Raw genomic sequence first — 23774 nt, 5'->3', positions numbered from 1 at the left:
ACGAGCATAAGTTATGCGGTCCCACACCACCCCCCCCACCTCCCCCCCCCCCGTGCCAGCATCGGCCCGGCCCGGCGCCGGGCCGCCCCGCGAGCCGCTTGGCGGAGCGCCCGACGAAGAGGCACTGCTGCCGGGGCGGTGGCCCGACCGGAGGCCGTACGGGCGAACGGCACGCGTCAGGGGGCTTTCGCCCGGGCGGTCACTCGCCGGGCGGCCGTCTCACGCACCAGGCGGTGGGCCGGCGCCGTCGCGCGGTCCGGCACCGGTGGCCGTACGGCGACCGCCGTCTCCGCCGAACCCGCTGGGCGGGCCCGCCTGGCCTTCCTGCGGCTCAGCGGCCGGACGGCCGCCCGGGGCGGGCCGATACCCGCCTACAGCCTCTGCGGCACGCTCGCCAACCCGCGCTTCCCCCGCCCGTTCGGCGGCCCCGCCGCCGGGCCTTGCGGAGAGCCGGGGTGAGCGGTGACGGCGGCATACGGCCCGAGGCCGGTCCGTGAACTGGCTGCACGCCGCCGCCTTCGGAGCGGTGCAGGGCATCACCGAGTTCCTGCCCATCTCGTCCAGCGCGCATCTGCGGATCGCCTCGGCGTTCACGGGGTGGCCCGCGCCGGGCAGCGGGTTCACCGCGGCGACCCAACTGGGCGCGGAAGCCGCCGTACTGGTCTATTTCAGGCGTGACATCGGCGCGATGGCGCGGGCGTGGGGGCGCTCGTTCGTACGGCCCGCCGCTCGCGCGGACCCCGACGCACGCCTCGGGTGGAGCATCGCCCTCGGCAGCGTCCCCATCGGCGTACTCGGCCCGGCCCTCCATGACACGATCGCGCCCGCCTTCCACGACCTGCGGCTCGTCGCACTCGGCCTCATCGCCCTGGGACTGCTCCTCGCGATCGCCGACCACCGCGCGCGGGGCGCCCGGACCGCGGCCGAACCGAGGCTGCGCGACACCGTCCTCATCGGCCTCGCGCAGACCCTGGCGCTGGTGCCGGGGGCGTCGCGTACGGGCGGCAGCCTGGCGGCCGCGCTGTTCGCGGGGTTCGGGCGGGTGGCGGCGGTGCGCTACTCGCTGCTGCTCGCCGTGCCCGCCGTGCTCGGCTCCGGCGCGTACGGCCTGGTCCGCGGGGTGACCGCGCACGGCGGCGGATACGCGCCGGGCGCGGTGGCGGCGGTTCTGTTCGCGGCGGCCGTCGCGGGGGCGGTCGGGTACGCGGCGCTGAGCTGGTTCATGAGGTTCATCTCGACGCACACCTTCGGCGGGTTCATGGTCTACCGCACCGCCACCGGCTTCCTGCTCCTCGCGCTGCTCGCCGCCGGGTCCCTGCCGGTGATGGCCTGACGAATCCGGACGTCCGGCACGTCCGGCGGACCGGGCGGCCCCGGCGGATGCGGCGATCCCGGCGGACGTGGCGATCTCGACGGATTCGGCGGACGTGGCGGCCCCACCGGACCGGGGGGCCTCAAGAGCGGCGCGGGGCAAGGGCGGTGGCCGGAGGCAGCCACCATGAAATGTCAGTGGCCTCTGGCACGCTCGGGCCATGACTGAGCTTCCCTTCGAAAACTACGCGCGGGCCTGGGGCGAAGGAGACCGGACCGAGCCGCCGCTCACCGGCGACGAGCGCACCGCCTTGACGTCCTCACTCGACTGGCACCGCACGACTTTCGAGCTCAAATGCTCCGGCGTGCCGCTGGACCGGCTCTCGGAGAAGGGCGTCCCGCCGTCCGGGCTGAGCCTGCACGGCCTGGTCCGCCATCTCGCCGCGGTCGAACGCTGGTGGTTCCGGATCCAGTTCGCGGGGGAACGGGTGCCGCAGCTCTACTACTCCGACGAGGAACCGAACCAGGACTTCGACGACCTGGACGGCGATGCCACCGTGGCCGTCGCGGTATGGCGCGCGGAGTGCGAGCGGGCCCGCGAGATCGTCGCCGAGGCGTCCTCCCTGGACGTGACCGGCATTCGCAAACGCACGGGTGAGCCCATCTCCCTCCGCCGGATACTCGTGAACATGATCGCCGAATACGCCCGCCACAACGGCCACGCCGATCTGCTGCGCGAGCGGATCGACGGGGCCACGGGACACTGAGGCACCGGATGGGCGGGGCGGCCGAGGGGGCCCACCCGGCGCGCGTGCCCCCGGCCGCCGGGAGGGCGTCCAACCCGGCGAGGTCCGCGGCCCAGAGCTCGATGCCTGTCGAACCGGCGTTGTCCAAGGGGTACTTGGGGGTCGTGGTGCCGGGGGACGGCGCCATGTACGGGCCCTGCGGCGGCATCCACGCGAGCGCGAGCCGTACGGGCGTGGCACCGATCCGCTCGGCGACCTCCCGGGGTCGGCGACCGGCGCCGGGTTGGCCTTGAGCGCATCCCGTAGGCGCGGCAGAGCGCGGCGGAAGGCGGCGGCGGGCAGTCCGTCGAAGGAGGAGATGTCGCCGGTGCGGACCGCCGGTACGGAAGCCGCTGCCGAGCAGCGCCCCGAATCCGCTCGTGGAGTCCGCCTACGGAGCCGCCAGCGCCTTGCGCGGGGGACGGTCGCAGGCTTGGACCGGGCAGTGCGGCGAGGGGCTTCGGCGGACCGCCAGAAGGGCCATGTCGTCGGGCGGCGGACCGCCGACGTGCCACCGCACATCGCGAAGGAGGTGGTCGAGCAGCTCCTCCGGAGCCGCGCCGCCGAACCGGGCGAGGCGGGCGGCCGGGTCGTAGAAGGCGCCGCGGGCGTCGCGCGCCTCGGTCACGCCGTCGGTGAGCAGGAGCAGCGTCGCACCGATGGGCAGCGGCAGCGTCTCGGTGGCCGTGGACCCAGGGCTCAGCGCGCGCAGTCCGAGTGGGAGGGCGCGCCGCCGCGGCTCCAGGCGCCGTACGGTTCGGGGGCCGAGCAACAGGGGTGCGGGATGGCCGAGGTTGAGCAGTTGGACTGTCTCGCCGTCCGGCGGGATCTGCGCGAGAACGGCGGTGGCGAAGTGCTCGCCGCTGTCGCCGGTATGGCCGGGGCCGACCCGGTCCATATCGCCTATGTCCCCGGAACCACCCGAGCCGCCCGCTTGTTCCGGTATTTCGACGCCCCACGCGTCATCGCACGCGGGCGCCGTCTCCAGGGCGTCGGCCAGCGCGGACAGCGTGGGAGCCTCCCCGGCGGCCGTGTCGAAGGCGGCCAGCAGCGCCGCGGCGCCCGCGGCGGCGCGTGGTCCCTTGCCGCGTACGTCGCCGATCAGCAGCCGGAGCCCGTACCGGGTGGAGCGCGCGGCGTGCAGATCGCCGCCGGAACGCGAGGCCCGGTCGGCGGCGACATTGCGCGCCGCCGTCGTCAGCGAGGTCATCGCCGTGCCCATCGCCTCAGGCGTCCCGCAGCAGTGCCGCGAGATCGCTGTCGACATCGAGGTGCCCGCTCTCGGTGCCCGCGGGCACCAACTCGTAGGAGTGCCGGAGGAAGAGGCGCAGTTCCGTCGTGTCGATCTGAATCATCGCCATGCCCTCCAGGGCATGGAATTCCAGCACGGTGCGGTCGGTGCCGCACGGCCACACATGGACATCGCCGGCGCCGACCGGCTCGTTCATCCCGGTCGCCAGCAGGTCACGGGCGAAGGTCCAGGCCACTTCCGCACCGTCGAGGGACGCGGTGGCCGGGAAGGTGATGCGTACGGCGAAAGGGTCGGCGGGCTCGTACCGCAGGCCGGCGGGGATCGCCCGCTCCAGCGGTGCGGACGCGATGAGGCGGACCTGGACGGCTTGATTGATGACAGTGGACAACGCCTGCTCCCTTGCTTTTGGTGCGGGTCCTTGTCTCTACGACCCCTTAGACGGCCGCTTCATTACGCCAGTGCACACGATTCCGATGTGACCTGTGTCACCCCCAATTATTGGATGGGATATTTCCCCTTTACGCTTACGAACTCGATGCAATGCCTCCAAGCCCGGGCGGACCTGTCATGCACTCCCGCCCCCAGGAGAGGCACCGACAGGGGTGTTTCACCATGACCGACGGTTCCATATCGCTGGACGAGGACGGCTACACGCGGCTGTTCGAACAGGAGCACCCGAGGCTCGTCGCTTACGCGCGTACTCTCACCGGCAACTCCTGGCTCGCCGAGGACCTCGTGGCCGAGGCCCACTTCCGCATCTGGCGCCGCCTGCGCGCCGGACACATCATTGACAATGTCCCTGCGTACCTCACCACCACCGTCCGAAACCTCTCCACCACCGTAGGTCGTGCGAACCGCGAGATTCCGCAGGACCCGGAAGACGGGCACGTCTGGCCCGAAGAGCCCGGGACGGCCGAGGACCCGATGCAGCGCGTCGCCTACGTCGACCTGCTGGCCAAGGTGATGGAACAACTGCCGCGCCGCTGGGTCAAGGCCCTGTGGCTGGCCGAGGCCGAAGACCAGCCGCTGGAGGCGGTGGGCCGGCAGATCGGCGCGGGCAGCGGGGCGACGGCGGTACTGCTGCACCGGGCCCGGGAGGGTATGCGCCAGGCGTTCCTGCGGTCCATGCCCGGCGTCCCGTCGAGCGCGTCCTGCGAGGGGCACTGGGAACGGATGCCCGCCCATGTGCGGGGCGTGGCGTCGGCCAAGCAGGCCGACGGGCTGGAGACCCACGTCTCGGACTGCCCCGACTGCCGCAACAGAATGGCCCTTTTGATGCGGGCCAACACCCGGCTTCCGGCGCTCGTCGGTCCGGCGCTGCTGGCTCTGCTCGCGGGCGGCACGGCGAAGTTCCTGGTCCCGCTCGCCGGAGCCGGCGCGGCGGCGGCCGCGGGGCAGAGCGGTCAGCAGGCCGGGGCGGGCGCGGCGAAGTCCGTACGGCAACTGCTGCGCGGCCAGGTCGGGCAGGCCGGGCCGGTCGCGGCCACGGTCGCCGGGATCGGGGTGGTGGCCGTCGCCGGCGCCGCCGTCGCGGCGGGCATCGCCCTGACCGGCGGGCAGGGGACCCTGCCCGCGCAGCGGGCGGCACCGGCGGCCAGCGCGGCACCGGGGCAGGGCAAGGGAGACGGCGCGGGCGATACGGGCGGTACGGGCGGGGCCTCCGGCTCTGACGGGTCCGGCGACTCCAGCGATGCCAGCAGTTCCGGTGGTTCCCATGGCGACAGCGGTGCCGACGGCTCCGGAGGAGAGGGGCGGGTCGACGGAGAGGTGCGGGCCAAGCGCCCGTTGCCCGCGCAGCGGACCCCTGGCGGCGGCGAGGACTCCGGCCGCGGCCCGACCCCGACCGACCCCGCTCCCTCCGCCACCACTCCGCCACCCCCGTCGACCCCATCGGCGAGTGCGCCTCCGACGCCGACACCGACACCGACTCCTACGCCGACAGGGACCCCCACGACGCTGCCGCCGACCCCCACGGCCTCTCCGACGACGACGCCCACGACCGAACCGCCCACCACAGCGCCGCCGACCCCGACACCTTCGCCCACGCCGAAGCCCACCCCCACGCTCCACTGCGAGTGGTACCACTTCGGCCACTTGAAGGTGAGGATCTGCTGGTACCAGTAGGCGGCGGAACGATCCCCCGATGCCCGCAGAGCCTGCCCGTCGGCCCATGGACGAGTGCGCCCGGCGTCGGCTAACTTCCCGGGCCATGAGGGGCATGGGGATATTGAAGCGTGCAGTGATCACAGCGACCTGCGGGGCGGCGGTGGCGGCAGGCGTCACGGTGCCCGCCCAGGCAGCTCCCGCCCGAGCCACACCCACCCAGGCGGCGCCCGGCAGCGGCCCGAGCGCGGCGCGGCCGCTCGGCCCGCTCTCCTGGCGGGCCACGCCGAGCGGCACCGACGCCCGGCTGCGCGGGCTCGCCGCCGTCAGCCGCACCGCCGCCTGGGCGGCGGGGACGGAGGGGACCGTGCTGCGCACGCTCGACGGCGGGCGCCACTGGCGCGATGTCTCGCCGCCCGGCGCGGGCGGGCTGGAGTTCCGGGACATCGAGGCGTTCGACGCCCGCCATGCCGTCGCGCTGTCCATCGGCGAGGGCGCCGCCTCCCGGGTCTTCCGTACGGACGACGGCGGGACGACCTGGACGGAGAGCTTCCGCAACGCCGATCCGAGGGCCTTCTACGACTGCATGACCTTCTTCGACCACCGCGACGGCATCGCGCTCAGCGACCCGGTCGACGGCAAATACCGCGTCCTCGCCACGCGCGACGGCGGCCGCAACTGGCGCGTGCTGCCCTCGGACGGCATGCCGCCGGCCCGGCCCGGCGAGGCGGCGTTCGCGGCGAGCGGCCAGTGCCTGGTCTCCGCCGGCAGCCGCGACGCGTGGATCGCCACCGGCGGCGCGACGGCCTCCCGGGTCTTCCACTCCACTGACCGGGGCCGCACCTGGACGGTCGCCGAGACCCCGCTGCCCGCGGGCGACCCGGCGCGCGGGGCTTTCGCGCTCGCCTTCCGGGACCGTACGCACGGCATCGTGGTCGGCGGCGACTACCGCGCCGGGCAGCCGTCCCCGAAGGCGGCCGCCGTCAGCCGGGACGCCGGCGCGACCTGGGCGCCGGCCGCGCGGCCGCCGGCCGCCTACCGCTCCGGGGTGGCCTGGCTGCCGCACACCCGAAACGCGGCGCTCGCCGTCGGCCCCGCGGGCAGTGACATCACCGTGGACGGCGGACGTACCTGGCGCGGCTTCGACTCCGGTTCGTACGACACCGTCGACTGCGCCCCCGACCTCGGCTGCTGGGCGGCCGGGGAGCGGGGGCGGATCGGCCGACTCGCGCTGTCGGCGCGGTAGTTACGGCAGCTGCTGCCGGTACGTGTCGAGCGCCGGAGCCGTCTTCGTCATCACGAACTCCGTGAGCTCGTACTCGCACACACCGGCCACGACGAACGGGTCGCTCGCGGTGATCTCCGTCATCTTGCCGCGGTCGTCCCCGACGGCCAGGATGATGCCGCCGTCGCGCGGCTGCTTGCGGCCGGAGGCGATGAAGACACCGGACGCGTAGTGCGCGTCGAGCCAGGCGATGTGCTCCTCCAGCGCGGCGTCGATGCGCTCAAGGGGGGCGGTGTAGGTCAGCTCCAGTACGAACATGGGGCCACGCTACTGGACCGGCCCGCGTCCCGGCCGACCCCCGTCCGGCCGCCCCGCGGCGCCGAGGACGATCTCCAGGAGGCCGTCCGGTGCTTCGGCCATGACGTCATGGCCGGTCGGCAGGGTGTGCGTGTGCCATCCGGGCTCGTGGCGCGTCCGCTCGTAGAAGTGGGTGAAGGGGTTCTGCCCGTACCCGGTGAGCAGCACGTAGTCCCTGCGCGGCACCGCCTCCGGGGCCGCGGTGCGGCGGACCGGCTGGAGGAAGGAGGCGAGCGGGTGCCTGGTGGTCCGCGGGTCGAAGAAGGGCGGAGGGGGGACGGACCAGCCGTCCGCCGCGGCGCCCTCGATGTACCACTGGTGCTGGACCTCGTTGCCGAGGCTCCAGCAGGAGTCCCCGTCGCCCGGTACGAACGCGTCCACGTACACCAGGGCGGCCACCCGGCCGGGGACCCGGCCCGCGACGCCGGATATCACCATCCCCGCGTAACTGTGGCCGACGAGAACGGCGTCCTCGATCCCCTCGGCCGCCAGCAGGGCGACGACGTCCTCGATGTGCGTATCGAGGTTCACCGACCCGTTGAGCAGGTGACTCCGCTCGCCGAGGCCGGTCAGCGTCACCGCGTACGCCTCGTGACCGCGCTCCCGCAGCCGCCGGGCCAACGGCTGGAACCACCAGCCGCCGTGCCAGGCGCCGGGGACGAGGACGAAGGCCGGCATGGCAGGCGCCCTTCCCCCCTCTTCCCTCATCCCGCCTCGGGCCGGTCGAGGATGCGCAGCCAGCTGCCGTCCGGCTGGCGGCGGGCCACCTGGGCCCGGCCGCCGGTGCCGTCGGCCGGGCGGGTCGCGGTGAGCGCGAGGTCGCCGTTGAGCACGGTGGGCAAGGACTCCTCCAGCTCGAAGTGCGGGCGCGGGGCGAGCAGGCGTTCAAGGGCCGCGCGGATCGCCTCGCGCCCCACGGTCTGCCCGCCGGGCGGGAAGGCGAGCACCGCGTCGGGCTCATAGAGCGCCGCGACCCCTTCGGCGTCGCCCTCGTTCGCCCGCTCCACGAACAACCGGGCCAGGTCCTCGGGGCGGGTGGCGCTCTCGCGTGCGGCAGGCGTGGTGGCAGTCATGTGCGTCTCCTTCGTGTCCGGCTCTCGCCCGGCTTCTCGTCGGGCTTCTTCTCCGGCCGACCAGGCCGGCTGATACGTCAACGGTGGTCCACCAGCCGCCAGAAGTCCAAGAGCTGGATCATCTGACTACTAGAATCAGCGCTTATGGAGCTGAGGCAATTGGAGTACCTCGTGACCGTCGCCGAGGAGGCGAGCTTCACCAAGGCCGCGGCCAAGCTGCACGTGGCGCAGCCGGGGGTGAGCGCCCAGGTCAGGCAGCTCGAACGGGAGCTGGGTCAGAGCCTGCTGGACCGCTCGGGGCGCACGGTGCGCCCGACGGAGGCCGGTGCCGCCGTCCTCCCGTACGCGCGCGCCGCGCTCGCCGCCGCGGCCGGCGCGCGGCTGGTCGTCGACGAGCTCACCGGACTGCTGCGCGGCCGTGTCGCCGTCGGGATGGTGACGTCCTGCGCCCCTCTCGGACTGCCGGATCTGCTGGCCGACTTCCACGAGGACCACCCCGGCGTCGAGATCACCCTCGTCGAGGACAACTCCGACCGGCTGGTCGCCGCACTCCGTACGGGCCGGCTAGACACCGCGGTCGTCGGGCTGGCCGGGCCCGCCCCGCAGGGCATCGACACCGAGACCGTGGTCGACGAGCCGATCGTCGCCGCCGTCAGCCACGACGATCCGCTCGCCGGGCGCACCGGCCTCCCCCTCGACGCCCTGCGGGACCGGGCGCTGATCAGCCTCCCCCGCGGCACGGGCCTGCGGACCTGCCTCGACGAGGCGTGCGCCGCCGCCGGGTTCGCACCGCGCATCGCCTTCGAGGCGGGCGACCCCAACGTCCTGGCACAGCTCGCCGGCCGGGGCCTCGGGGTGGCGATCCTGCCCGGCTCCCTCGCCGCCTTCAACCGGGCGACGCTGCACACGGTCGCCTTCGCCGGCCCCGGACTGCGCGGCCGACTGGCCCTGGCCTGGCGGAGCGAGGGCCCCGCCGGCCCGGCGGCCCGCGCGCTGATCGACCGCGCCCGCCGGACGCTGGCCCCGGGGGCGCGGCCCTGACGCGGCCCGCACCCCCGCGCACCATCAGGCGCGGCGCGTCTCCACCAGGAAGCAGCCGAACTCCACCGCCCGTACATGCACCGCCGCCACCAGCGGGTCCTCGTACAGTTCGGCCAGCCCTTCCTCGATCGTCAGGCCGGCGCCGGTGCCCTCCCCGTCGATGAGCCGGCCGCGCAGGATGGAGCCCTCGGCGGTGTAGGCGCGCAGGACGCGGCGGGTGCCGCGCATGGCGTCGGGGAAGGCGCCGCCCGCCCAGCCCCCGCAGTCGCCGGCGTGGACGAAGACCGGGCCGACCTCGTTGTACGGGCCCGGCTCGGCGGCCGTCTCGTGCGCCCAGCGCCGCAGCGGCGCGTACGACACCAGCGCCAGGCTCTCGCCGGGCTTGCTGCGGCCCAGGCAGCAGCGCAGCGGGCTGCCGCCCTCGCCGTTCTCGGTGACGGGGCGCGGCGCGTTGCCCGCGTCGTCGCGGACTCGCAGCTCCGTCAGGGTGTGCGGATCGATGGCCCGTATCTCGTACTGATCACTCATGTCACCCATGCTGCGCGCGGGTTCGCCGGGGTGCTGGCGGGAATCGGCCGAGGTCCTGGCGCGCTCGGCGCGGCGGCCGAAGGCGCGCCGACGCCGCCCCGAAAACCTTGACAGTCGAGCGGGCCTGGGTCAGATTCGGCCACAGACATAGGACGTCCCATGTCCTCGAACAGCGGTATCGCGGAACTCGTCCACCGCCCCTGAATTCCACCGTTCCGCCAATCCCGCCGATTCCCTGTCCCGCCGAATCCCTCCCTGAATTCCGCCGTCCCCTCCCGCACACCACCGTCTCGAATTCCACCGCCCCCCGTTTCCCACCGGAAAGCTGGACCACGCGATGCGCCTGCCCACCCCCCTGTCCGGCATCGTCCCTCCGCTCTGCACCCCCCTCACCCCGGCCGGCGACATCGACACGCCGTCTCTCACGGCCCTGGTGGACCGGACCGTCGACGCCGGAGCGGACGCGGTCTTCGCTCTGGGCTCCAGCGGGGAGACCGCCTATCTGAGCGACGCCCAGCGCCGCACCGTACTCGCCACGGTCGTCGCGGCGGTCGACGACCGGGTGCCCGTGCTCGCCGGGGCCGTCGACATGACCACCGCCCGCGTCATCGACCAGGCCCGGGCCGCCGCGGACCTCGGCGCGGACGCCCTCGTCGCCACCGCGCCCTTCTTCACCCGTACGCACCCCGCCGAGGTCTCCGGCCACTTCCGGCGCCTCCGCGACAGCGTCGACCTGCCGCTCTTCGCCTACGACAACCCCACCGCCGTACACACCAAACTCACCGCCGCGACGCTCCTCCCGCTCGCCGAGGACTCCACCCTCGCCGGTCTGAAGGACAGCAGCGGCGACGACGGGGCGCTGCGCCGCCTCCTCGTCGAGGTGCGCCGCCGCGGGCTGCGCGGCCGCTTCTCGATCCTGACCGGATCCGAAACCACCGTCGACGGCGCCCTGTTGGCCGGTGTCGACGGGGCCGTACCGGGGCTGGGCAACGTCGATCCGGCCGGTTACGTACGGCTGTACCGGCAGGCACGGGCCGGCCGGTGGGCCGAGGCCGCCATCGAACAGGACCGGCTCGCCGCCCTCTTCGCGATCACCGACGCGGGCGATCCGGCCCTGATGGGCGGCAGCTCCGCCGGGCTCGGGGCGTTCAAGGCCGCGCTGCACCTGCTCGGCGTCATCGACTGCCCGCTCACCGCCGCGCCGCAGATCCCGCTGCCGGCCTCCGCCGTCAAGGCCGTGCGCCAACTCCTCGACGAGGGCGGCCTGTCGTGAGGGCGCCGCCCTGGTACCGAGAGGTGTCCCGGGCCCAGTGGAAGTCCCTGGCCGCGGCCTGGACGGGCTATCTGCTCGACGGGTTCGACTTCGTCCTGATCACCCTCGTACTCACCGAGATCGCCGATGAGTTCGGGCTCTCCGGCGTCGAGGCCGCCAGCCTGGTCTCCGGAGCCTTCATCACCCGCTGGCTCGGCGGCGCGCTGCTCGGCGCGCTGGGCGACCGCTACGGACGCAAACCCGCCATGATCGCCAGCATTCTGCTCTACTCCCTCGGCACCTTCGCCTGCGGCTTCGCGTGGGGGTACAGCAGCCTGTTCACGGCGCGGCTGCTGATCGGGATGGGCATGGCGGGGGAGTACAGCGCCTCCGCCACGTACGTTCTGGAGAGCTGGCCCACCCGGCTGCGCCACCGCGCCTCCGGCTTTCTGATCTCCGGCTTCTCGGCGGGCTCGGTGCTGGCCGCCGAGCTGTACCAGTGGGTGGTGCCGAACTGGGGCTGGCGCTGGATGTTCTGGATCGGCGTGCTGCCGGTGCTCCTCGCGCTCTGGCTGCGGCGCGCGCTGCCGGAGGCCGCGGAGTGGCACGCACGGGTGGGGGAGCGGGCGGCGGCGGGGGCGGCGCGCCCCAATCCGTTCGGCGCGCTGTTCGCCGACCGCCGCCGCGGCGCGCTCAACCTCGTGCTGGCCGCCGCCGCCGCCGGATCGCTGTTCTGCGTCTTCACGCCGGTCGGCGCCGGTCTGGTGCCCTGGCTGTCGGCGGTCGCGGCCGGCTCGCTGCTCGCCTTCGGCGCACAGCTCGGCGGCCGTCGGCGCTGGATTCTGTATGTGTCCCTGATGATCACCGTCTTCTGCGCCTTCCTCTACAGCTGGCCGGTCCAGGCGCTGCTGCCCACCTATCTGAAGACGGAGCTGGGCTACCGGCCCGCGCAGGTCGCCGACGTGATGTTCTACGCCGGCTTCGGCACGATGGCCGGGTGCGTCCTCGCGGGCTTCGTCGGGGACCGATTCGGCACCCGGCGCGCGTACGCCTGCACCCTGCTCGCCTCGCTGGCCTTCGTCTTCCCCGTCTTCGCGGTGCGGGACAGCCTGGTCGGGCTCGGGGTGCTGCTGTTCTGCCTGCTCGCGCTGAGCCAGGGCATCTCCGGGATTCTGCCGAAGTACATCGCGGGCCACTTCCCGACCGAGAACCGGGCCGCGTCGCTCGGCTTCGTCTACAACACGGGCGCGCTGGGCGGCGCGGTCGCGCCGGTGCTCGGCGCCCGCCTGGCGCAGGGCATGGAACTGGGCCGGGCGCTCGCCGTGCTGACCTTCGGGCTGACCCTGGTGGTGATCGTGCTGGTCGGCCTCGGCGTGCCGAGCCGGCTGGCCCGGCTCACCGACCGGGCCGGTGGCCGGGACCACCTTGTATCCGACGCGCCGCGGGCTCCGGCGGGCGGCGGGCTGGAGCCGGACGCGGGCTGACCGGGCGTCTGATCCGAGGGCTTCCGGGGCCGGGTCACGGGGGCCGGTCGAGGAGGCGTGCGGCCAAGGGGGCCCCTGCCGGCGCGGTCCCTGCCAAGGCCGCCCGCGGCGGCGGGATTTCGCCGTACGCGCGGCGCCGGGGGCTTGTGGAAAGTGGAACGCGTTCTTAACATCGCAAGTGTTACAGCAGTTGTGTCATATGGCTGGGGGCTGGATGGCAGCGACACACAGCGGCCCGTTCGCCGGCCCGCTCGCCGGAGTGCGAGTGGTCGAGCTCGCCGGGATCGGGCCGGGCCCGTTCGCCGCCATGCTCCTCGCCGACCTCGGCGCCGACGTCGTGCGCGTCGACCGCCCCGGCGGCACCGGCCTGGCCATCGACCCCGCGTACGACATCACCAACCGCAACAAGCGCTCCGTGATCCTCGACCTCAAGACGGCGGCCGGCGCCCAGGCGGCGCTCGAACTCGCCGAGCGCGCCGACGTGTTCATCGAGGGCTACCGCCCCGGCGTCGCCGAACGGCTCGGCGTCGGCCCCGAACACTGCCTCGCCCGCAACCCCCGGCTCGTCTACGGCCGGATGACCGGCTGGGGCCAGCAGGGCCCCCTCTCCGAAACCGCCGGCCACGACATCGGCTATATCGCCATCACCGGCGCCCTCGGCATGATCGGCCCCGCCGACGGCCCCCCGGCCGTCCCCGCCAACCTCGTCGGGGACTACGCGGGCGGCTCCCTCTACCTCGTCATCGGCGTCCTCGCGGCCCTCCAGCACGCCCGTACCACCGGAGAGGGCCAGGTCGTCGACGCAGCCATCGTCGACGGCACCGCACACCTCACCGCGATGATCCACGGCATGCTGGCGGCCGGCGGCTGGCAGGACCGCCGCGGCGCCAACCTGCTGGACGGCGGGGCGCCGTTCTACGGCACGTACGAGACCGCCGACGGCGGATACATGGCCGTCGGCGCGCTGGAGAAGCGCTTCTACGCCGAGTTCACGGAGCTCCTCGGCATCGCCGACCAGGCGCCCGCCCGCGACGACCCCGCCCGCTGGGCCGAACTGCGCACCGCCGTCGCCGACCGGTTCAGAGCCCGTACGCGCGAGGAGTGGACCGCCGTGTTCGCCGGATCGGACGCGTGCGTCGCCCCCGTGCTCTCGCTGCGCGAGGCGCCCGGCCACCCGCACCTCGCCGCCCGCGGTACCTTCGTCGACCACGACGGCATCACCCAGCCCGCCCCCGCACCACGCTTCTCCGCCACCCCCGGCACCGTGCGCAGGCCGCCCACCCGGCCCGGCGCGGACACCGCCGAAGTGGCTCGCGACTGGGACCTGCCGGGCCTCGACCGCCCCTGAGCGGCCGGGGCCGGGCGCCGCGGGTTCCCGCCGGGCGGCACCATCGAGATCATGAAGTGGACCATCGGCCGGTCTCCGCTCCCCTGAGCCCTCCTGACCCCCTCTCATCCCGAAAGGCCCGAGATCTTGAGCACCGAAGCGTACGTATACGAGGCGATCCGCACCCCGCGCGGTCGCGGCAAGGCCAATGGCGCGCTGCACGGCACCAAGCCCGTCGACCTCGTCGTCGGTCTCATCCACGAGCTCCGCCGCCGCCTCCCCGGCCTCGACCCGGCCGCCGTCGACGACATCGTGCTCGGCGTCGTCAGCCCGGTCGGCGACCAGGGCTCCGACATCGCCCGGATCTCCGCCATCGCCGCCGGGCTGCCCGACACCGTCGCGGGCGTACAGGAGAACCGCTTCTGCGCCTCCGGGCTCGAAGCCGTCAACATGGCCGCCGCCAAGGTCCGTTCCGGCTGGGAGGACCTGGTGCTGGCGGGCGGCGTCGAGTCGATGTCCCGGGTCCCGATGGCCTCCGACGGCGGCGCCTGGTTCGCGGACCCCATGACCGGCTTCGCCACGGACTTCGTGCCGCAGGGCATCGGCGCCGACCTCATCGCCACCATCGAGGGGCTCTCCCGCCACGACGTCGACGCCTTCGCCGCGCTGTCCCAGGAGCGCGCCGCGGCCGCCTGGAAGGACGGCCGGTTCGACCGCTCCGTCGTGCCCGTACGGGACCTCAACGGCCTCCTCGTCCTCGACCGCGACGAGCACATCCGGCCCGGCACCACCGCGGAGTCGCTGTCCGCGCTCAAGCCGTCCTTCGCGGCGATCGGCGACGCGGGCGGCTTCGACGCCGTCGCGCTCCAGAAGTACCACTGGGTCGAGCGGATCGACCACGTCCACCACGCGGGCAACTCCTCCGGCATCGTGGACGGCGCGGCCCTCGTCGCCATCGGCAACCGCGAGACCGGCGAGCGGTACGGGCTCACGCCCCGCGCCCGTATCGTCTCCGCGGCCGTCTCCGGCACCGAGCCCACCATCATGCTCACCGGCCCCGCGCCCGCCACCCGCAAGGCCCTCGCCAAGGCCGGCCTGACCATCGACGACATCGACCTCGTCGAGATCAACGAAGCCTTCGCGGCCGTGGTGCTGCGCTTCGCCCGCGAGATGGGGCTCTCCCTGGACAAGATCAACGTCAACGGCGGCGCGATCGCCATGGGCCATCCGCTCGGCGCGACCGGCGCGATGATCCTCGGCACGCTCGTCGACGAACTGGAGCGGCAGGACAAGCGGTACGGCCTCATCACACTCTGCGTCGGCGGCGGCATGGGCATCGCCACCGTCATCGAGCGCCTGTAAGAGCCGCCGCCCGCACCCGAACTTCTACGGAGACCGTGACATGACCCAGAGCAGCACCATCCGCTGGGACCAGGACGGCGACGGCGTCGTCACCCTGACCCTGGACGACCCCGCCCAGTCCGCCAACACCATGAACGCGGCGTTCCAGGCGTCCCTCCACGCCGTCGCCGACCGGCTGGAGGCCGAGCGGGAGACCGTACGCGGCATCGTCTTCACCTCGGCCAAGAAGACCTTCTTCGCCGGCGGCGACCTGCGGGAGCTCATCGCCGTCCAGTCCGACGGCGCCCAGCGGGCGTTCGACACGAGCATGGGCATCAAGCGCGACCTGCGCCGCATCGAGACCCTCGGCGTCCCCGTCGTCGCCGCCATCAACGGAGCGGCCCTCGGCGGCGGTTACGAACTCGCCCTCGCCTGCCACCACCGCGTCGCCCTCGACGCGCCCGGCTCCAAGATCGGCCTGCCCGAGGTCACCCTCGGCCTGCTCCCCGCCAGTGGCGGCGTCACCCGCGCCGTACGGCTCCTCGGCATCGCCGACGCCCTGCTCAAGGTGCTCCTCCAGGGCACGCAGTACGCGCCCCGGCGCGCACTGGAGGCCGGGCTGATCCACGAGGTGGCGGCCACCCCCGAGGAGATGCTCGCCAAGGCCCGCGCCTTCATCGCCGCCCACCCCGCCTCCCAGCAGCCCTGGGACATCAAGGGTTACAAGATCCCCGGCGGCACCCCGTCGAACCCGCGCTTCGCCGCCAACCTCCCGGCCTTCCCCGCCAACCTGCGCAAGCAGACCGGCGGCGCCCCCTACCCGGCCCCGCGCAACATCCTGGCCGCCGCCGTCGAGGGGTCGCAGGTCGACTTCGAGACCGCGCAGACCATCGAGGGCCGCTACTTCGTGGACCTGGTCACCGGCCAGACCGCCAAGAACATGATCCAGGCGTTCTTCTTCGACCTCCAGGCCGTCAACTCCGGCGCCAGCCGCCCGACCGGCCCCGCACCGCGTACGGTCCGCAAGGCCGCCGTGCTGGGCGCCGGGATGATGGGTGCGGGCATCGCCTACTCCTGCGCACGGGCCGGCATCGAGGTCGTACTGAAGGACGTCACGCCCGAGGCCGCCGCCCAGGGCAAGGCGTACTCCGAGAAGCTGCTCGCCAAGGCGCTCGCCCGGGGCCGTACGACCGAGGCGAAGCGCGACGCGCTCCTGGCCCGCATCACCCCGACCGCCGACCCGCGGGACCTCGCCGGGTGCGACGCCGTCATCGAGGCCGTATTCGAGGACGCCGCCCTCAAGCACAAGGTCTTCCAGGAGATCCAGCACATCGTCGAGCCCGACGCGCTGCTGTGCTCCAACACCTCGACGCTGCCCATCACCGACCTCGCCGAGGGCGTCGAGCGGCAGCGCGACTTCGTCGGCCTGCACTTCTTCTCGCCCGTCGACAAGATGCCGCTCGTCGAGATCATCAAGGGCGGCCGGACCGGGGACGAGGCGCTGGCGCGCGCCTTCGACCTGGTGCGGCAGATCCGCAAGACCCCGGTCGTCGTCAACGACTCGCGCGGCTTCTTCACCTCGCGCGTCATCGGCCAGTTCATCAACGAGGGCGTCGCCATGGTCGGCGAGGGCGCCGACCCCGCCTCGGTGGAGCAGGCCGCGGCCCAGGCCGGCTACCCGGCGAAGGTCCTCTCCCTGATGGACGAGCTGACCCTCACCCTGCCGCGCAAGATCCGCGACGCGACCCGGCGGGCGGCTGAGGAGGCCGGCTCCACCTGGACCGAGCACCCCGCCGACACCGTCATCGACCGGATGGTGGACGAGTTCGGACGCCCCGGGCGGAGCGGCGGCGCGGGCTTCTACGAGTACGCGGACGGCAAGCGGGTGGGCCTCTGGCCCGGCCTGCGCGAACACTTCGCCCGCCCCGGCGCGACGCCGATCCCCTTCGAGGACATGAAGGAGCGGATGCTCTTCTCCGAGGCGCTGGACTCGGTCCGCTGCCTGGAGGAGCGTGTGCTGACGTCGGTGGCCGACGCCAACATCGGCTCCATCCTCGGCATCGGGTTCCCGGGCTGGACGGGCGGCGTGCTCCAGTACATCAACGGCTATGCGGGCGGCCTCCCGGGCTTCGTGGCCCGCGCCCGCGAACTCCAGCGGACCTACGGGGCCCGCTTCGCGCCGCCGGCGCTGCTGGTGGCCAAGGCGGAGGCGGGGGAGCGGTTCACGGACGGGTAGCCGAGCGGATCCACGCCTACCGCCGGGCTGTTGCCGCTGCTGCCGCCGCCGGGGCACAGCCAGCCTGGGCGGATGCGGCGGCTCCGGCGGGCCGCCGGCCTGGTCGGTCGCGCGGGGGCCCGCCGGGGGCTGGGCGCGCGACCCGCCGCACCGCGGGTCATGCGGGCTGCGGCCGGGGGGCCCGCCGCCGCGGCATGAGGAACCTCACCCCCGGCTTCTCCACGCAGGTGTGCAGCAGTGCCGCTCCGGCCAAGGAGACCGCCATCACCAGGGCGGCATGCGCGACCGGCGGCAGGCGGTGTGATCCGAGGAGATGGTTCAGGCCGAATATGACCATCTCGTGGGTGAGATAGAAGGCGAAAGAGATCTTCCCCAGGTATACGAGGACGCGATGGCTGAGAAGGGAAGGCTTCGCCTTGACGTCATTGCGGGCCACCGCCGCGATGAGCAGCGTGTAGGGGATCACCGTGCAGGCGTTCCAGTGGAACGCGTAGGGCACCAGGGGCGGCAGCACGAAGACGGCCGCGCCGGACAGTACGAGGCTCACGAACGTTCCCGGACCGCGCCAGTGGCCGCCCTTCACCAGGAGCGCGAGGACGATGCCGATCACGAACTCGGTCAGTCGCACCGGCGGCAGCATGTAGAGGAAGAACTTCGAGTGCCAGCCCGTCGCCCCCTCCAGCGAGCTCGTGAGGAAGGGAAACAGCACCACGGCGAGGTTTCCGGCGATCAGCGCGGTCCACAGGCCACGGGCGGACAGCCGGCGGATGAGCGGGACGAGGAACGGGAAACTGAAGTAGAAGAAGAATTCGCAGCTCAGTGACCAGGAGACGCCGTTGTAGCCGAACCACCAGTCGTCCCGGTTCGGCACCCATGCCTGGGTCAGGCTCAGATTTCCCAGGGCGATGGATGAGATCAGCGATTTCCCCTGCCACACCAGCAGAAGCGCGGCGACGCAGAAAGTCGCGGCGTGGCTGGGGTAGATGCGGGCGAACCGGCGTCGCCAGAACGCACTCGGCTTGTCGCCGATCCGCGCCGACCAGACCAGCACGAATCCGGAGAGAATGAAGAAGAGCGAGACCGCGGAGGGGCCGGCCAGCGTGATTCTCCGCAATACCGCGGTCAGATGGGCCGAGCCGGCGAAGTCCGCCTCGTAGGCGAAGTGGTAGCAGAAGACAAGCAGCGCGGCGTACCAGCGCAGACCCGTGAGCGAATCCAGTCGCGTCTGCACGACGGCCCGCGGGAGGGGTCTTCTTGTGGCCGTTTCGGTTATCGGGGGCATCGGAGGTCCAGGGTGAAGGGAGGAACGGGGTTGCGCCGTTCCACCGCGCTGCGGTGTCGACGGGGGGCTGGGGCGGGAGACGGACGGGTCGTCGGCCGTCACTGAGGAGGACGGGTGGACCGGGCGTCGCGTCACCGGTGTTCGCCCACTCGTTGAGCGCGCCCGCGGCGTCGCGTGAGATGCGTTCCGGGCCCGGCCCAGGGGGCGTCGGCGAGGGCCGCGCCGTTCGCCGGGGCGCCGGAAGTGGTTCAGGCCGACTCGGTGGCCGGGGCGTCGTCCCCCGCTCCGGCCTATTTCGACGGCGGCCTTATGCCTTTCAGCGGCATCGGCGCCCCATGGCAGCCCTGCCGGGAGAGGGAGTTGACGCCGTGTGTCAGAAGACCCCGGCGATCCGCGAGGGCAGGCGGGAACGGAAGCCGGTCGCCACGTCGGATGCGGCCATAGCGGCGATTCCAACGACGTGAGCGCCGCTCGCACGGAGTGTCAACGGAAGGTCCTTCCCGATGGCATGCGGCGACGGTGAAGGCCGCGTGATGTTTCCAGAATAGTGCGAAACATGTGAAGGAATCTACGGCTCGCGGCCACAAATGACCGAACGGTCCCTCTCAATAAAGAGTTGGCAAAGGCTGCCCTCAATATGCAACCGTGATTCGTTTTTGGCACTCAGGGATGCGAAGTGGCGGGTCGGTAATAGGGATTTACCGTGGTCGCCTTACTCGTGCGCCTGCTCGTCCGTGTACGTGGCGCGGAGTTCCTCTTTCAGTGAGCGCTGGAAGGCCGTCACCAGCGCCTGGACCACCAGCGGCTGCATATGCGCGGACAGCGACTTCATCGCCGCCACCTGCTCAAGGTCCGGCTCCTTGGCCCGGTAGGGCCCCCACACCTCGTCATGGAAGAGCCGCGTCAGCTCCCGGGCCGCCGAGCGGGTGTGCTGGAGCAGGACCGTACGGGCCGCGAGGATCGTCTCCAGGGCGATCGGTACGTCCAGCAACCGCACCCCGAGATGCAGCAGGCCCGGGTCGACCTGGAAGAGGTCTGGGGCCTCGGTCCGCACCAGCACGGTCATCGCCGTCAGGCGGTCCAGGTCCTGTGCGGTCAGCTCGCGCCCGACGCGCCGCTCCAGCTGGTGCAGCGTCGCCTCCTCCGCCTGGTCGGGCACCCAGGTGGCGACCAGCGCCCGGTGGATGGCGAGGTCCTGGGCGCTGAGGTCGGGCGGCAGCTGCCGCAGATAGCGTTCGATGGCGGCGAGCGTCATGCCCTGGTGCTGCAACTCCTCGATGAGCGCGAGGCGGGAGAGGTGGTCGGGGCCGTAGCGGCCGATGCGGCGGGGGCCGATCTCGGGCGGGGGCAGCAGTCCGCGCGTGCTGTAGAAGCGGATGGTGCGGACCGTGACGCCCGCGCGGGCGGCCAGCTCATCCACGGTGAGGTCGGTCGCGGACTCATGCATGTTGAACAGTATTGCTGTCTCACCGGAGTTGTGAAAGATGAGCGCGCCGAGGGTGTGCAGGCGGCGGCGGGTCCCGGCGTCCATCGTGCCCGCGCTCGGGCTTGAGCCGTCCTTGAGGTTCCCCGCATCCGATTCTCGACATATGCGCGCAACCCAACTGGCGCGCCGCCGCACTGTGATCCAGCCCACAGACAGGTGTGTGGCCGTGGGGGGAAGGTGTGCCGCTGACCCGCCCCGTGAGATGCGCGGGGCACGGGTGACGGCGATACATCACCTGACCGAAGGCGAGAACACAGCTGTGCGCACCGAAACCGTCCAGGACGACACGCCACGATCTCCGGACGGGGGAGGCGCGCCACCCGCGCAGGACGCCGGGGACGCGGGATACAGCAAGGCGCTCAAGCACCGCCATGTGAACATGATCGCGATCGGCGGCGCGATAGGCACCGGCCTCTTCCTCGGCGCCGGCGGCCGGCTCGCCTCCGCCGGGCCCGCGCTGGCCATCGCGTACGCGGTCTGCGGCCTGTTCGCCTTCTTCGTCGTGCGCGCCCTGGGCGAGATGGTCGTGCACCGCCCGTCCTCCGGCTCGTTCGTCAGCTACGCGCGTGAATTCCTCGGCGAGAAGGGCGCGTACGTCGCCGGGTGGATGTACTTCCTGAACTGGTCGACGACCGGCATCGCGGATGTCACGGCGATCGCCCTTTACACCCACTACTGGAGCCTGTTCACCGACATTCCGCAGTGGGTGATGGCGCTCATCGCGCTCGCCGTGGTGCTCGCGATCAACCTCATCTCGGTGAAGATCTTCGGCGAGCTGGAATTCTGGTTCTCGATCATCAAGGTCGCGGCGCTCGTCGCGTTCATGTGCATCGGCATCTTCCTGCTGGCCACCAGCCACAAGGTCGACGGACACGCCCCGGGGCTCAGCGTCATCAACGACAACGGCGGGATCTTCCCGGCCGGTCTGCTGCCGGTGGTGGTCGTCCTGCAAGGCGTCGTCTTCGCCTACTCCGCCGTCGAGATGGTCGGCGTGACCGCGGGCGAGACCACCGACCCGAAGCGGATCGTGCCCAAGGCCGTGCGCTCCATCATGTGGCGGGTGGGCGTCTTCTACGTCGGCTCCGTGGTGCTGCTCGCACTCCTGATGCCGTACAAGGGCTACTCCGCCAACGAGAGCCCGTTCGTGACCGTGCTGTCGCACGTCGGCGTGCCGGCGGCCGGCGATGTGATGAACCTGGTCGTGCTGACCGCGGCGATGTCCAGCCTCAACTCCGGCATGTACTCCACCGGTCGCATCCTGCGCTCCATGGCGATGTCCGGCTCCGCCCCGAAGTTCACCGGCGTGATGAACCGTCACCAAGTGCCGTACGGCGGCATCCTGCTGACCTCGGGCGTGGGCGTGCTCGGCGTCGGGCTCAACTACTGGCTGCCGAAAGACGCGTTCGAGATCGTCATCAACATCGCCGCGCTCGGCGTCATCAGCGCCTGGTGCATGATCATGCTCTGCCACCTGGCCTTCGTGCGCCAGTCCCGGCGGGGTCTGCTGGAGCGGCCGAAGTTCCGCCTTCCCGGCACGCCGGTCACCGACATCGTCACGATCGTCTTCCTGCTCGGCGTGATCGTGCTCATGTGGTACGACGGCGGCGTCGGCCGGCGCACGGTCATGATCGTCCCGATCATCGCCGCCTGCCTGGTCGCCGGCTGGTTCGCCACCCGCGGCCGGGTCGCCCGGGCGGCCGCCGAGCGCGAGCGCATGGCCGACAGCGGCTGAGAGGCGGCTCCGAGGCGGTGAGCGCCCGCCCGGAGACCCGGTCCGCGGCCTCCGCCGCACGGCCGTGCCAGGCGAAAATGTGAGCAGTGGTGGTGCGGATGCGCTGCCGGGTGAGTGCCGCACTCACCCGGCGGCGCTTTCACGTGGCCGAAGTCCGCTCCGGCCGGAGGCGCGTCACCCTCCGGGGCGGTGCCTCGAATGCGAGTAGCATATGACCTGAATAATTGCTCACAATGGTGCTGTGAACTGCGACGGAGCGGCGCATCGCGGCTCCGGCCCGGTCGTCGTCGGCCGCCGTCCCCCGCACATCCCGGAGGAATCTCCATGACGCAAGCCAGCACGCGCCCCCGGCGGGTGTCCCCGGCCGAGGTCCGCGCTCGGCTCGGAGAGCCCGAGGGAATGGTCAAGGCCAAGATCCAGGACCGCATCGACACGTACTTCCGCCTCTTCATCGCCCACTCACCGTTCCTGACGATGGCCACGTCGGACGCGGCGGGCCGCGTCGACTGCTCGCCCCGCGGCGACTACCCGGGCTTCGCGAAGGTCCTCGACGAGCACACGCTCGCGATCCCCGACCGGCCCGGCAACAAGCTCGCCGACTCCTTCCGCAACCTCGCCGAGAACGACGGCATCGGGCTGCTCTTCCTGATCCCGGGCCTGCGGGAGACGCTGCGCGTCAACGGCCGCGCCTACCCCACCGACGAACCCGACGTCCTCGCGCGGATGCGGACCGAGGCCAGGGAGCCGGAGCTGGCGATCGTCGTGGAGGTGACGGAGGCGTACTTCCACTGCGGCCGGGCGATCGTCCGGTCCCGGCTGTGGGACCCCGACAGCCAGGCCCTCGCCGAGGAGATGCCGCGGTTCGCCGAGATAGCGGTCGCGCAGTTCGGGATCGACGTCGACCCGTCGCTGGTCGAAGACGACCTCGAAGACGCCTACCGCAAGCTCTACTGACCAGGCCGCGAGGGAATCCCCGATGCAACAGACCGCCATTGAGCACATCGACCGGATCGCCGAGGGCGTCGTCGCCCTCACCCTGCGCGCCACCACCGGCCCCCTGGAGCCCTGGGAGCCCGGCGCCCACATCGATCTGGCCCTGCCGAACTGGCTGACCCGGCAGTACTCGCTGTGCGGGGACCCGGCCGACCGGGACGCCTACCGCGTCGCCGTCCGCCACGACCCGCTGAGCAGGGGCGGTTCGGAGTACATCCACCGGTTCCTGCGCCAGGGCCGGACCCTCGACGTCTCCGTGCCGCGGAACCACTTCCCGCTCGCGCCCGCGCCGGAGTACCTGTTCCTCGCCGGGGGGATCGGTATCACCCCCCTCATGCCCATGCTGCGGGCGGCTACCAACGCGGGACGGCCCGCCCTGCTGGTGTACGCGGGAGCGTCGGCCGAGACCATGCCCTTCGCCGACGAGCTGCGTTCCGGCTACGGCGACCGGGTACGGATCGTCGCGACGAAGCAGCAGGGCAGGCCGGACCTCGACGCCCTCGCGGCCGCCCTGAGCCCCGACGCCCTGGTCTACTGCTGCGGCCCCGCCTCCATGCTCGCCGAGGCGGAGGCCGCGTTCCCCGCCGAACGGCTGCACGCGGAGCGGTTCCAGCCGGTGCCCAAGACGTTCGGGCCCGACACGGCGTTCGAGGCGGTGTGCGCCCGGTCCGGGCAGACCGTCCCGGTGCCGGCCGACGAGTCGCTGCTGGACGCCCTGACCCACGCCGGACGCCCGGTGCCCTCCGGATGCCGCGAAGGGGTCTGCGGCAGCTGCGAACTCGCCGTCCTCGACGGCGAGCCGGAACACCGCGACGACATCGGCGCCCCCGCGGGCCGCATGTACGCCTGTGTCTCCCGGTCGTTGTCCGAACGGCTCGTCCTCGACCTCTGAGCCCCCCGGCGAGGTTCTTCGCGCCCCCGCCGCCTGGAGCGGCGCGAAGAACCCCCTCGCTGTACGTACGTACC

21 protein-coding genes are annotated in these 23774 nt (G+C 72.5%); 13 read left to right on the top strand and 8 right to left on the bottom strand.

Annotated features, from left to right (window positions below):
• Nucleotides 1-493 precede the first annotated feature (493 nt).
• Both AC07AB_RS05530 and AC07AB_RS05525 read left to right on the top strand, forming a co-directional pair.
• Entirely contained in the window at nt 494-1333 is an 840-nt protein-coding gene (locus AC07AB_RS05530; RefSeq protein WP_478560454.1) for an undecaprenyl-diphosphate phosphatase, read from the top strand.
• Nucleotides 1334-1532: 199 nt separating this feature from the next.
• Nucleotides 1533-2078 carry a DinB family protein gene (locus AC07AB_RS05525; protein ID WP_478560451.1) on the top strand — a complete coding sequence of 182 codons (546 nt, stop codon included), beginning with the start codon at nt 1533-1535 and terminating at the stop codon, nt 2076-2078.
• Between the two features lie 409 nt (nt 2079-2487).
• Here the strand turns inward: AC07AB_RS05525 and AC07AB_RS05520 are convergent, their stop codons facing one another.
• Both AC07AB_RS05520 and ssgD read right to left on the bottom strand, forming a co-directional pair.
• Nucleotides 2488-3363 (bottom strand): PP2C family protein-serine/threonine phosphatase, encoded by an 876-nt coding sequence (locus tag AC07AB_RS05520; RefSeq protein WP_478560448.1) that lies wholly within the window; start codon nt 3361-3363, stop codon nt 2488-2490.
• A complete protein-coding gene (gene ssgD, locus AC07AB_RS05515) occupies nt 3323-3736 on the bottom strand; it encodes a spore wall synthesis regulator SsgD (RefSeq protein ID WP_478560445.1) in 414 nt (137 codons plus the stop codon). The genes AC07AB_RS05520 and ssgD overlap by 41 nt, the downstream gene beginning before the upstream one ends.
• 224 nt (nt 3737-3960) lie before the next feature.
• Here ssgD and AC07AB_RS05510 point away from each other — a divergent pair, with 224 nt between their 5' ends.
• Both AC07AB_RS05510 and AC07AB_RS05505 read left to right on the top strand, forming a co-directional pair.
• Entirely contained in the window at nt 3961-5472 is a 1512-nt protein-coding gene (locus AC07AB_RS05510) for a sigma-70 family RNA polymerase sigma factor (RefSeq protein ID WP_478560442.1), read from the top strand.
• Between the two features lie 85 nt (nt 5473-5557).
• Nucleotides 5558-6697 carry an oxidoreductase gene (locus AC07AB_RS05505; RefSeq protein WP_478560439.1) on the top strand — a complete coding sequence of 380 codons (1140 nt, stop codon included), beginning with the start codon at nt 5558-5560 and terminating at the stop codon, nt 6695-6697.
• Here AC07AB_RS05505 and AC07AB_RS05500 read toward each other — a convergent pair whose 3' ends face one another.
• The 3 genes from AC07AB_RS05500 to AC07AB_RS05490 are packed head-to-tail and all read right to left on the bottom strand — an operon-like array spanning nt 6698 to nt 8106.
• Nucleotides 6698-6994 carry a YciI family protein gene (locus tag AC07AB_RS05500; RefSeq protein WP_478560436.1) on the bottom strand — a complete coding sequence of 99 codons (297 nt, stop codon included), beginning with the start codon at nt 6992-6994 and terminating at the stop codon, nt 6698-6700.
• Between the two features lie 9 nt (nt 6995-7003).
• Nucleotides 7004-7711 (bottom strand): alpha/beta fold hydrolase, encoded by a 708-nt coding sequence (locus AC07AB_RS05495; RefSeq protein WP_478560433.1) that lies wholly within the window; start codon nt 7709-7711, stop codon nt 7004-7006.
• Nucleotides 7712-7737: 26 nt separating this feature from the next.
• Entirely contained in the window at nt 7738-8106 is a 369-nt protein-coding gene (locus AC07AB_RS05490; RefSeq protein WP_478560430.1) for a YybH family protein, read from the bottom strand.
• A gap of 144 nt (nt 8107-8250) precedes the next feature.
• Here AC07AB_RS05490 and AC07AB_RS05485 point away from each other — a divergent pair, with 144 nt between their 5' ends.
• A complete protein-coding gene (locus AC07AB_RS05485; protein ID WP_478560427.1) occupies nt 8251-9147 on the top strand; it encodes a LysR family transcriptional regulator in 897 nt (298 codons plus the stop codon).
• Nucleotides 9148-9171: 24 nt separating this feature from the next.
• Here the strand turns inward: AC07AB_RS05485 and AC07AB_RS05480 are convergent, their stop codons facing one another.
• A complete protein-coding gene (locus AC07AB_RS05480) occupies nt 9172-9675 on the bottom strand; it encodes a DUF1203 domain-containing protein (protein ID WP_478560424.1) in 504 nt (167 codons plus the stop codon).
• 337 nt (nt 9676-10012) lie between these two features.
• On the opposite strand from AC07AB_RS05480, the gene AC07AB_RS05475 reads away from it, so the two are divergent.
• The 5 genes from AC07AB_RS05475 (at nt 10013) to AC07AB_RS05455 (ending at nt 17315) form a co-directional block, all read left to right on the top strand.
• Entirely contained in the window at nt 10013-10948 is a 936-nt protein-coding gene (locus tag AC07AB_RS05475) for a dihydrodipicolinate synthase family protein (RefSeq protein ID WP_478560420.1), read from the top strand.
• Nucleotides 10945-12411: a sialate:H+ symport family MFS transporter gene (locus AC07AB_RS05470; RefSeq protein ID WP_478560417.1), complete on the top strand. Its 1467-nt coding sequence runs from the start codon at nt 10945-10947 to the stop codon at nt 12409-12411. Before AC07AB_RS05475 ends, AC07AB_RS05470 begins: the two co-directional genes overlap by 4 nt.
• Nucleotides 12412-12625: 214 nt before the next feature.
• Entirely contained in the window at nt 12626-13759 is a 1134-nt protein-coding gene (locus AC07AB_RS05465) for a CaiB/BaiF CoA transferase family protein (RefSeq protein ID WP_478560414.1), read from the top strand.
• A 126-nt stretch (nt 13760-13885) separates the two neighbouring features.
• On the top strand, nt 13886-15100 hold the full coding sequence (locus AC07AB_RS05460) for an acetyl-CoA C-acetyltransferase (protein ID WP_478560411.1): 1215 nt from the start codon (nt 13886-13888) through the stop codon (nt 15098-15100).
• Nucleotides 15101-15140: 40 nt separating this feature from the next.
• Nucleotides 15141-17315, top strand: coding sequence for a 3-hydroxyacyl-CoA dehydrogenase NAD-binding domain-containing protein (locus AC07AB_RS05455; protein WP_478560408.1), 2175 nt, complete (start codon nt 15141-15143; stop codon nt 17313-17315).
• Nucleotides 17316-17472: 157 nt separating this feature from the next.
• Here AC07AB_RS05455 and AC07AB_RS05450 read toward each other — a convergent pair whose 3' ends face one another.
• Both AC07AB_RS05450 and AC07AB_RS05445 read right to left on the bottom strand, forming a co-directional pair.
• Entirely contained in the window at nt 17473-18546 is a 1074-nt protein-coding gene (locus AC07AB_RS05450) for an acyltransferase family protein (RefSeq protein ID WP_478560405.1), read from the bottom strand.
• A 763-nt stretch (nt 18547-19309) separates the two neighbouring features.
• Nucleotides 19310-20044 (bottom strand): MerR family transcriptional regulator, encoded by a 735-nt coding sequence (locus tag AC07AB_RS05445; protein ID WP_478560402.1) that lies wholly within the window; start codon nt 20042-20044, stop codon nt 19310-19312.
• A 298-nt stretch (nt 20045-20342) separates the two neighbouring features.
• Between AC07AB_RS05445 and AC07AB_RS05440 the strand changes: the two genes are divergently transcribed.
• The 3 genes from AC07AB_RS05440 (at nt 20343) to AC07AB_RS05430 (ending at nt 23700) form a co-directional block, all read left to right on the top strand.
• The gene (locus tag AC07AB_RS05440) at nt 20343-21815 is read left to right on the top strand and encodes an amino acid permease (RefSeq protein WP_478560399.1); all 1473 of its coding nucleotides are present in this window, start codon (nt 20343-20345) and stop codon (nt 21813-21815) included.
• 324 nt (nt 21816-22139) lie between these two features.
• A complete protein-coding gene (locus tag AC07AB_RS05435; RefSeq protein WP_478560396.1) occupies nt 22140-22769 on the top strand; it encodes an MSMEG_1061 family FMN-dependent PPOX-type flavoprotein in 630 nt (209 codons plus the stop codon).
• 22 nt (nt 22770-22791) lie between these two features.
• The gene (locus AC07AB_RS05430) at nt 22792-23700 is read left to right on the top strand and encodes a PDR/VanB family oxidoreductase (RefSeq protein ID WP_478560393.1); all 909 of its coding nucleotides are present in this window, start codon (nt 22792-22794) and stop codon (nt 23698-23700) included.
• The last annotated feature ends 74 nt before the right edge of the window (nt 23701-23774 follow it).

It is taken from the genome of Streptomyces sp. NPDC044033, assembly GCF_056434425.1.
This window is presented reverse-complemented; position numbering and strand designations above follow the sequence as displayed.

Bases quoted from the DNA above. Each gene is read 5' to 3' on its own strand.
- AC07AB_RS05525 (WP_478560451.1), top strand. From the start codon at position 1,533: ATGACTGAGCTTCCCTTCGAAAACTACGCGCGGGCCTGGGGCGAAGGA.
- AC07AB_RS05520 (WP_478560448.1), bottom strand. From the start codon at position 3,363: ATGTCGACAGCGATCTCGCGGCACTGCTGCGGGACGCCTGAGGCGATG.
- AC07AB_RS05510 (WP_478560442.1), top strand. From the start codon at position 3,961: ATGACCGACGGTTCCATATCGCTGGACGAGGACGGCTACACGCGGCTG.
- AC07AB_RS05505 (WP_478560439.1), top strand. From the start codon at position 5,558: ATGAGGGGCATGGGGATATTGAAGCGTGCAGTGATCACAGCGACCTGC.
- AC07AB_RS05500 (WP_478560436.1), bottom strand. From the start codon at position 6,994: ATGTTCGTACTGGAGCTGACCTACACCGCCCCCCTTGAGCGCATCGAC.
- AC07AB_RS05495 (WP_478560433.1), bottom strand. From the start codon at position 7,711: ATGCCGGCCTTCGTCCTCGTCCCCGGCGCCTGGCACGGCGGCTGGTGG.
- AC07AB_RS05490 (WP_478560430.1), bottom strand. From the start codon at position 8,106: ATGACTGCCACCACGCCTGCCGCACGCGAGAGCGCCACCCGCCCCGAG.
- AC07AB_RS05485 (WP_478560427.1), top strand. From the start codon at position 8,251: ATGGAGCTGAGGCAATTGGAGTACCTCGTGACCGTCGCCGAGGAGGCG.
- AC07AB_RS05480 (WP_478560424.1), bottom strand. From the start codon at position 9,675: ATGAGTGATCAGTACGAGATACGGGCCATCGATCCGCACACCCTGACG.
- AC07AB_RS05475 (WP_478560420.1), top strand. From the start codon at position 10,013: ATGCGCCTGCCCACCCCCCTGTCCGGCATCGTCCCTCCGCTCTGCACC.
- AC07AB_RS05465 (WP_478560414.1), top strand. From the start codon at position 12,626: ATGGCAGCGACACACAGCGGCCCGTTCGCCGGCCCGCTCGCCGGAGTG.
- AC07AB_RS05455 (WP_478560408.1), top strand. From the start codon at position 15,141: ATGACCCAGAGCAGCACCATCCGCTGGGACCAGGACGGCGACGGCGTC.
- AC07AB_RS05445 (WP_478560402.1), bottom strand. From the start codon at position 20,044: ATGCATGAGTCCGCGACCGACCTCACCGTGGATGAGCTGGCCGCCCGC.
- AC07AB_RS05435 (WP_478560396.1), top strand. From the start codon at position 22,140: ATGACGCAAGCCAGCACGCGCCCCCGGCGGGTGTCCCCGGCCGAGGTC.
- AC07AB_RS05430 (WP_478560393.1), top strand. From the start codon at position 22,792: ATGCAACAGACCGCCATTGAGCACATCGACCGGATCGCCGAGGGCGTC.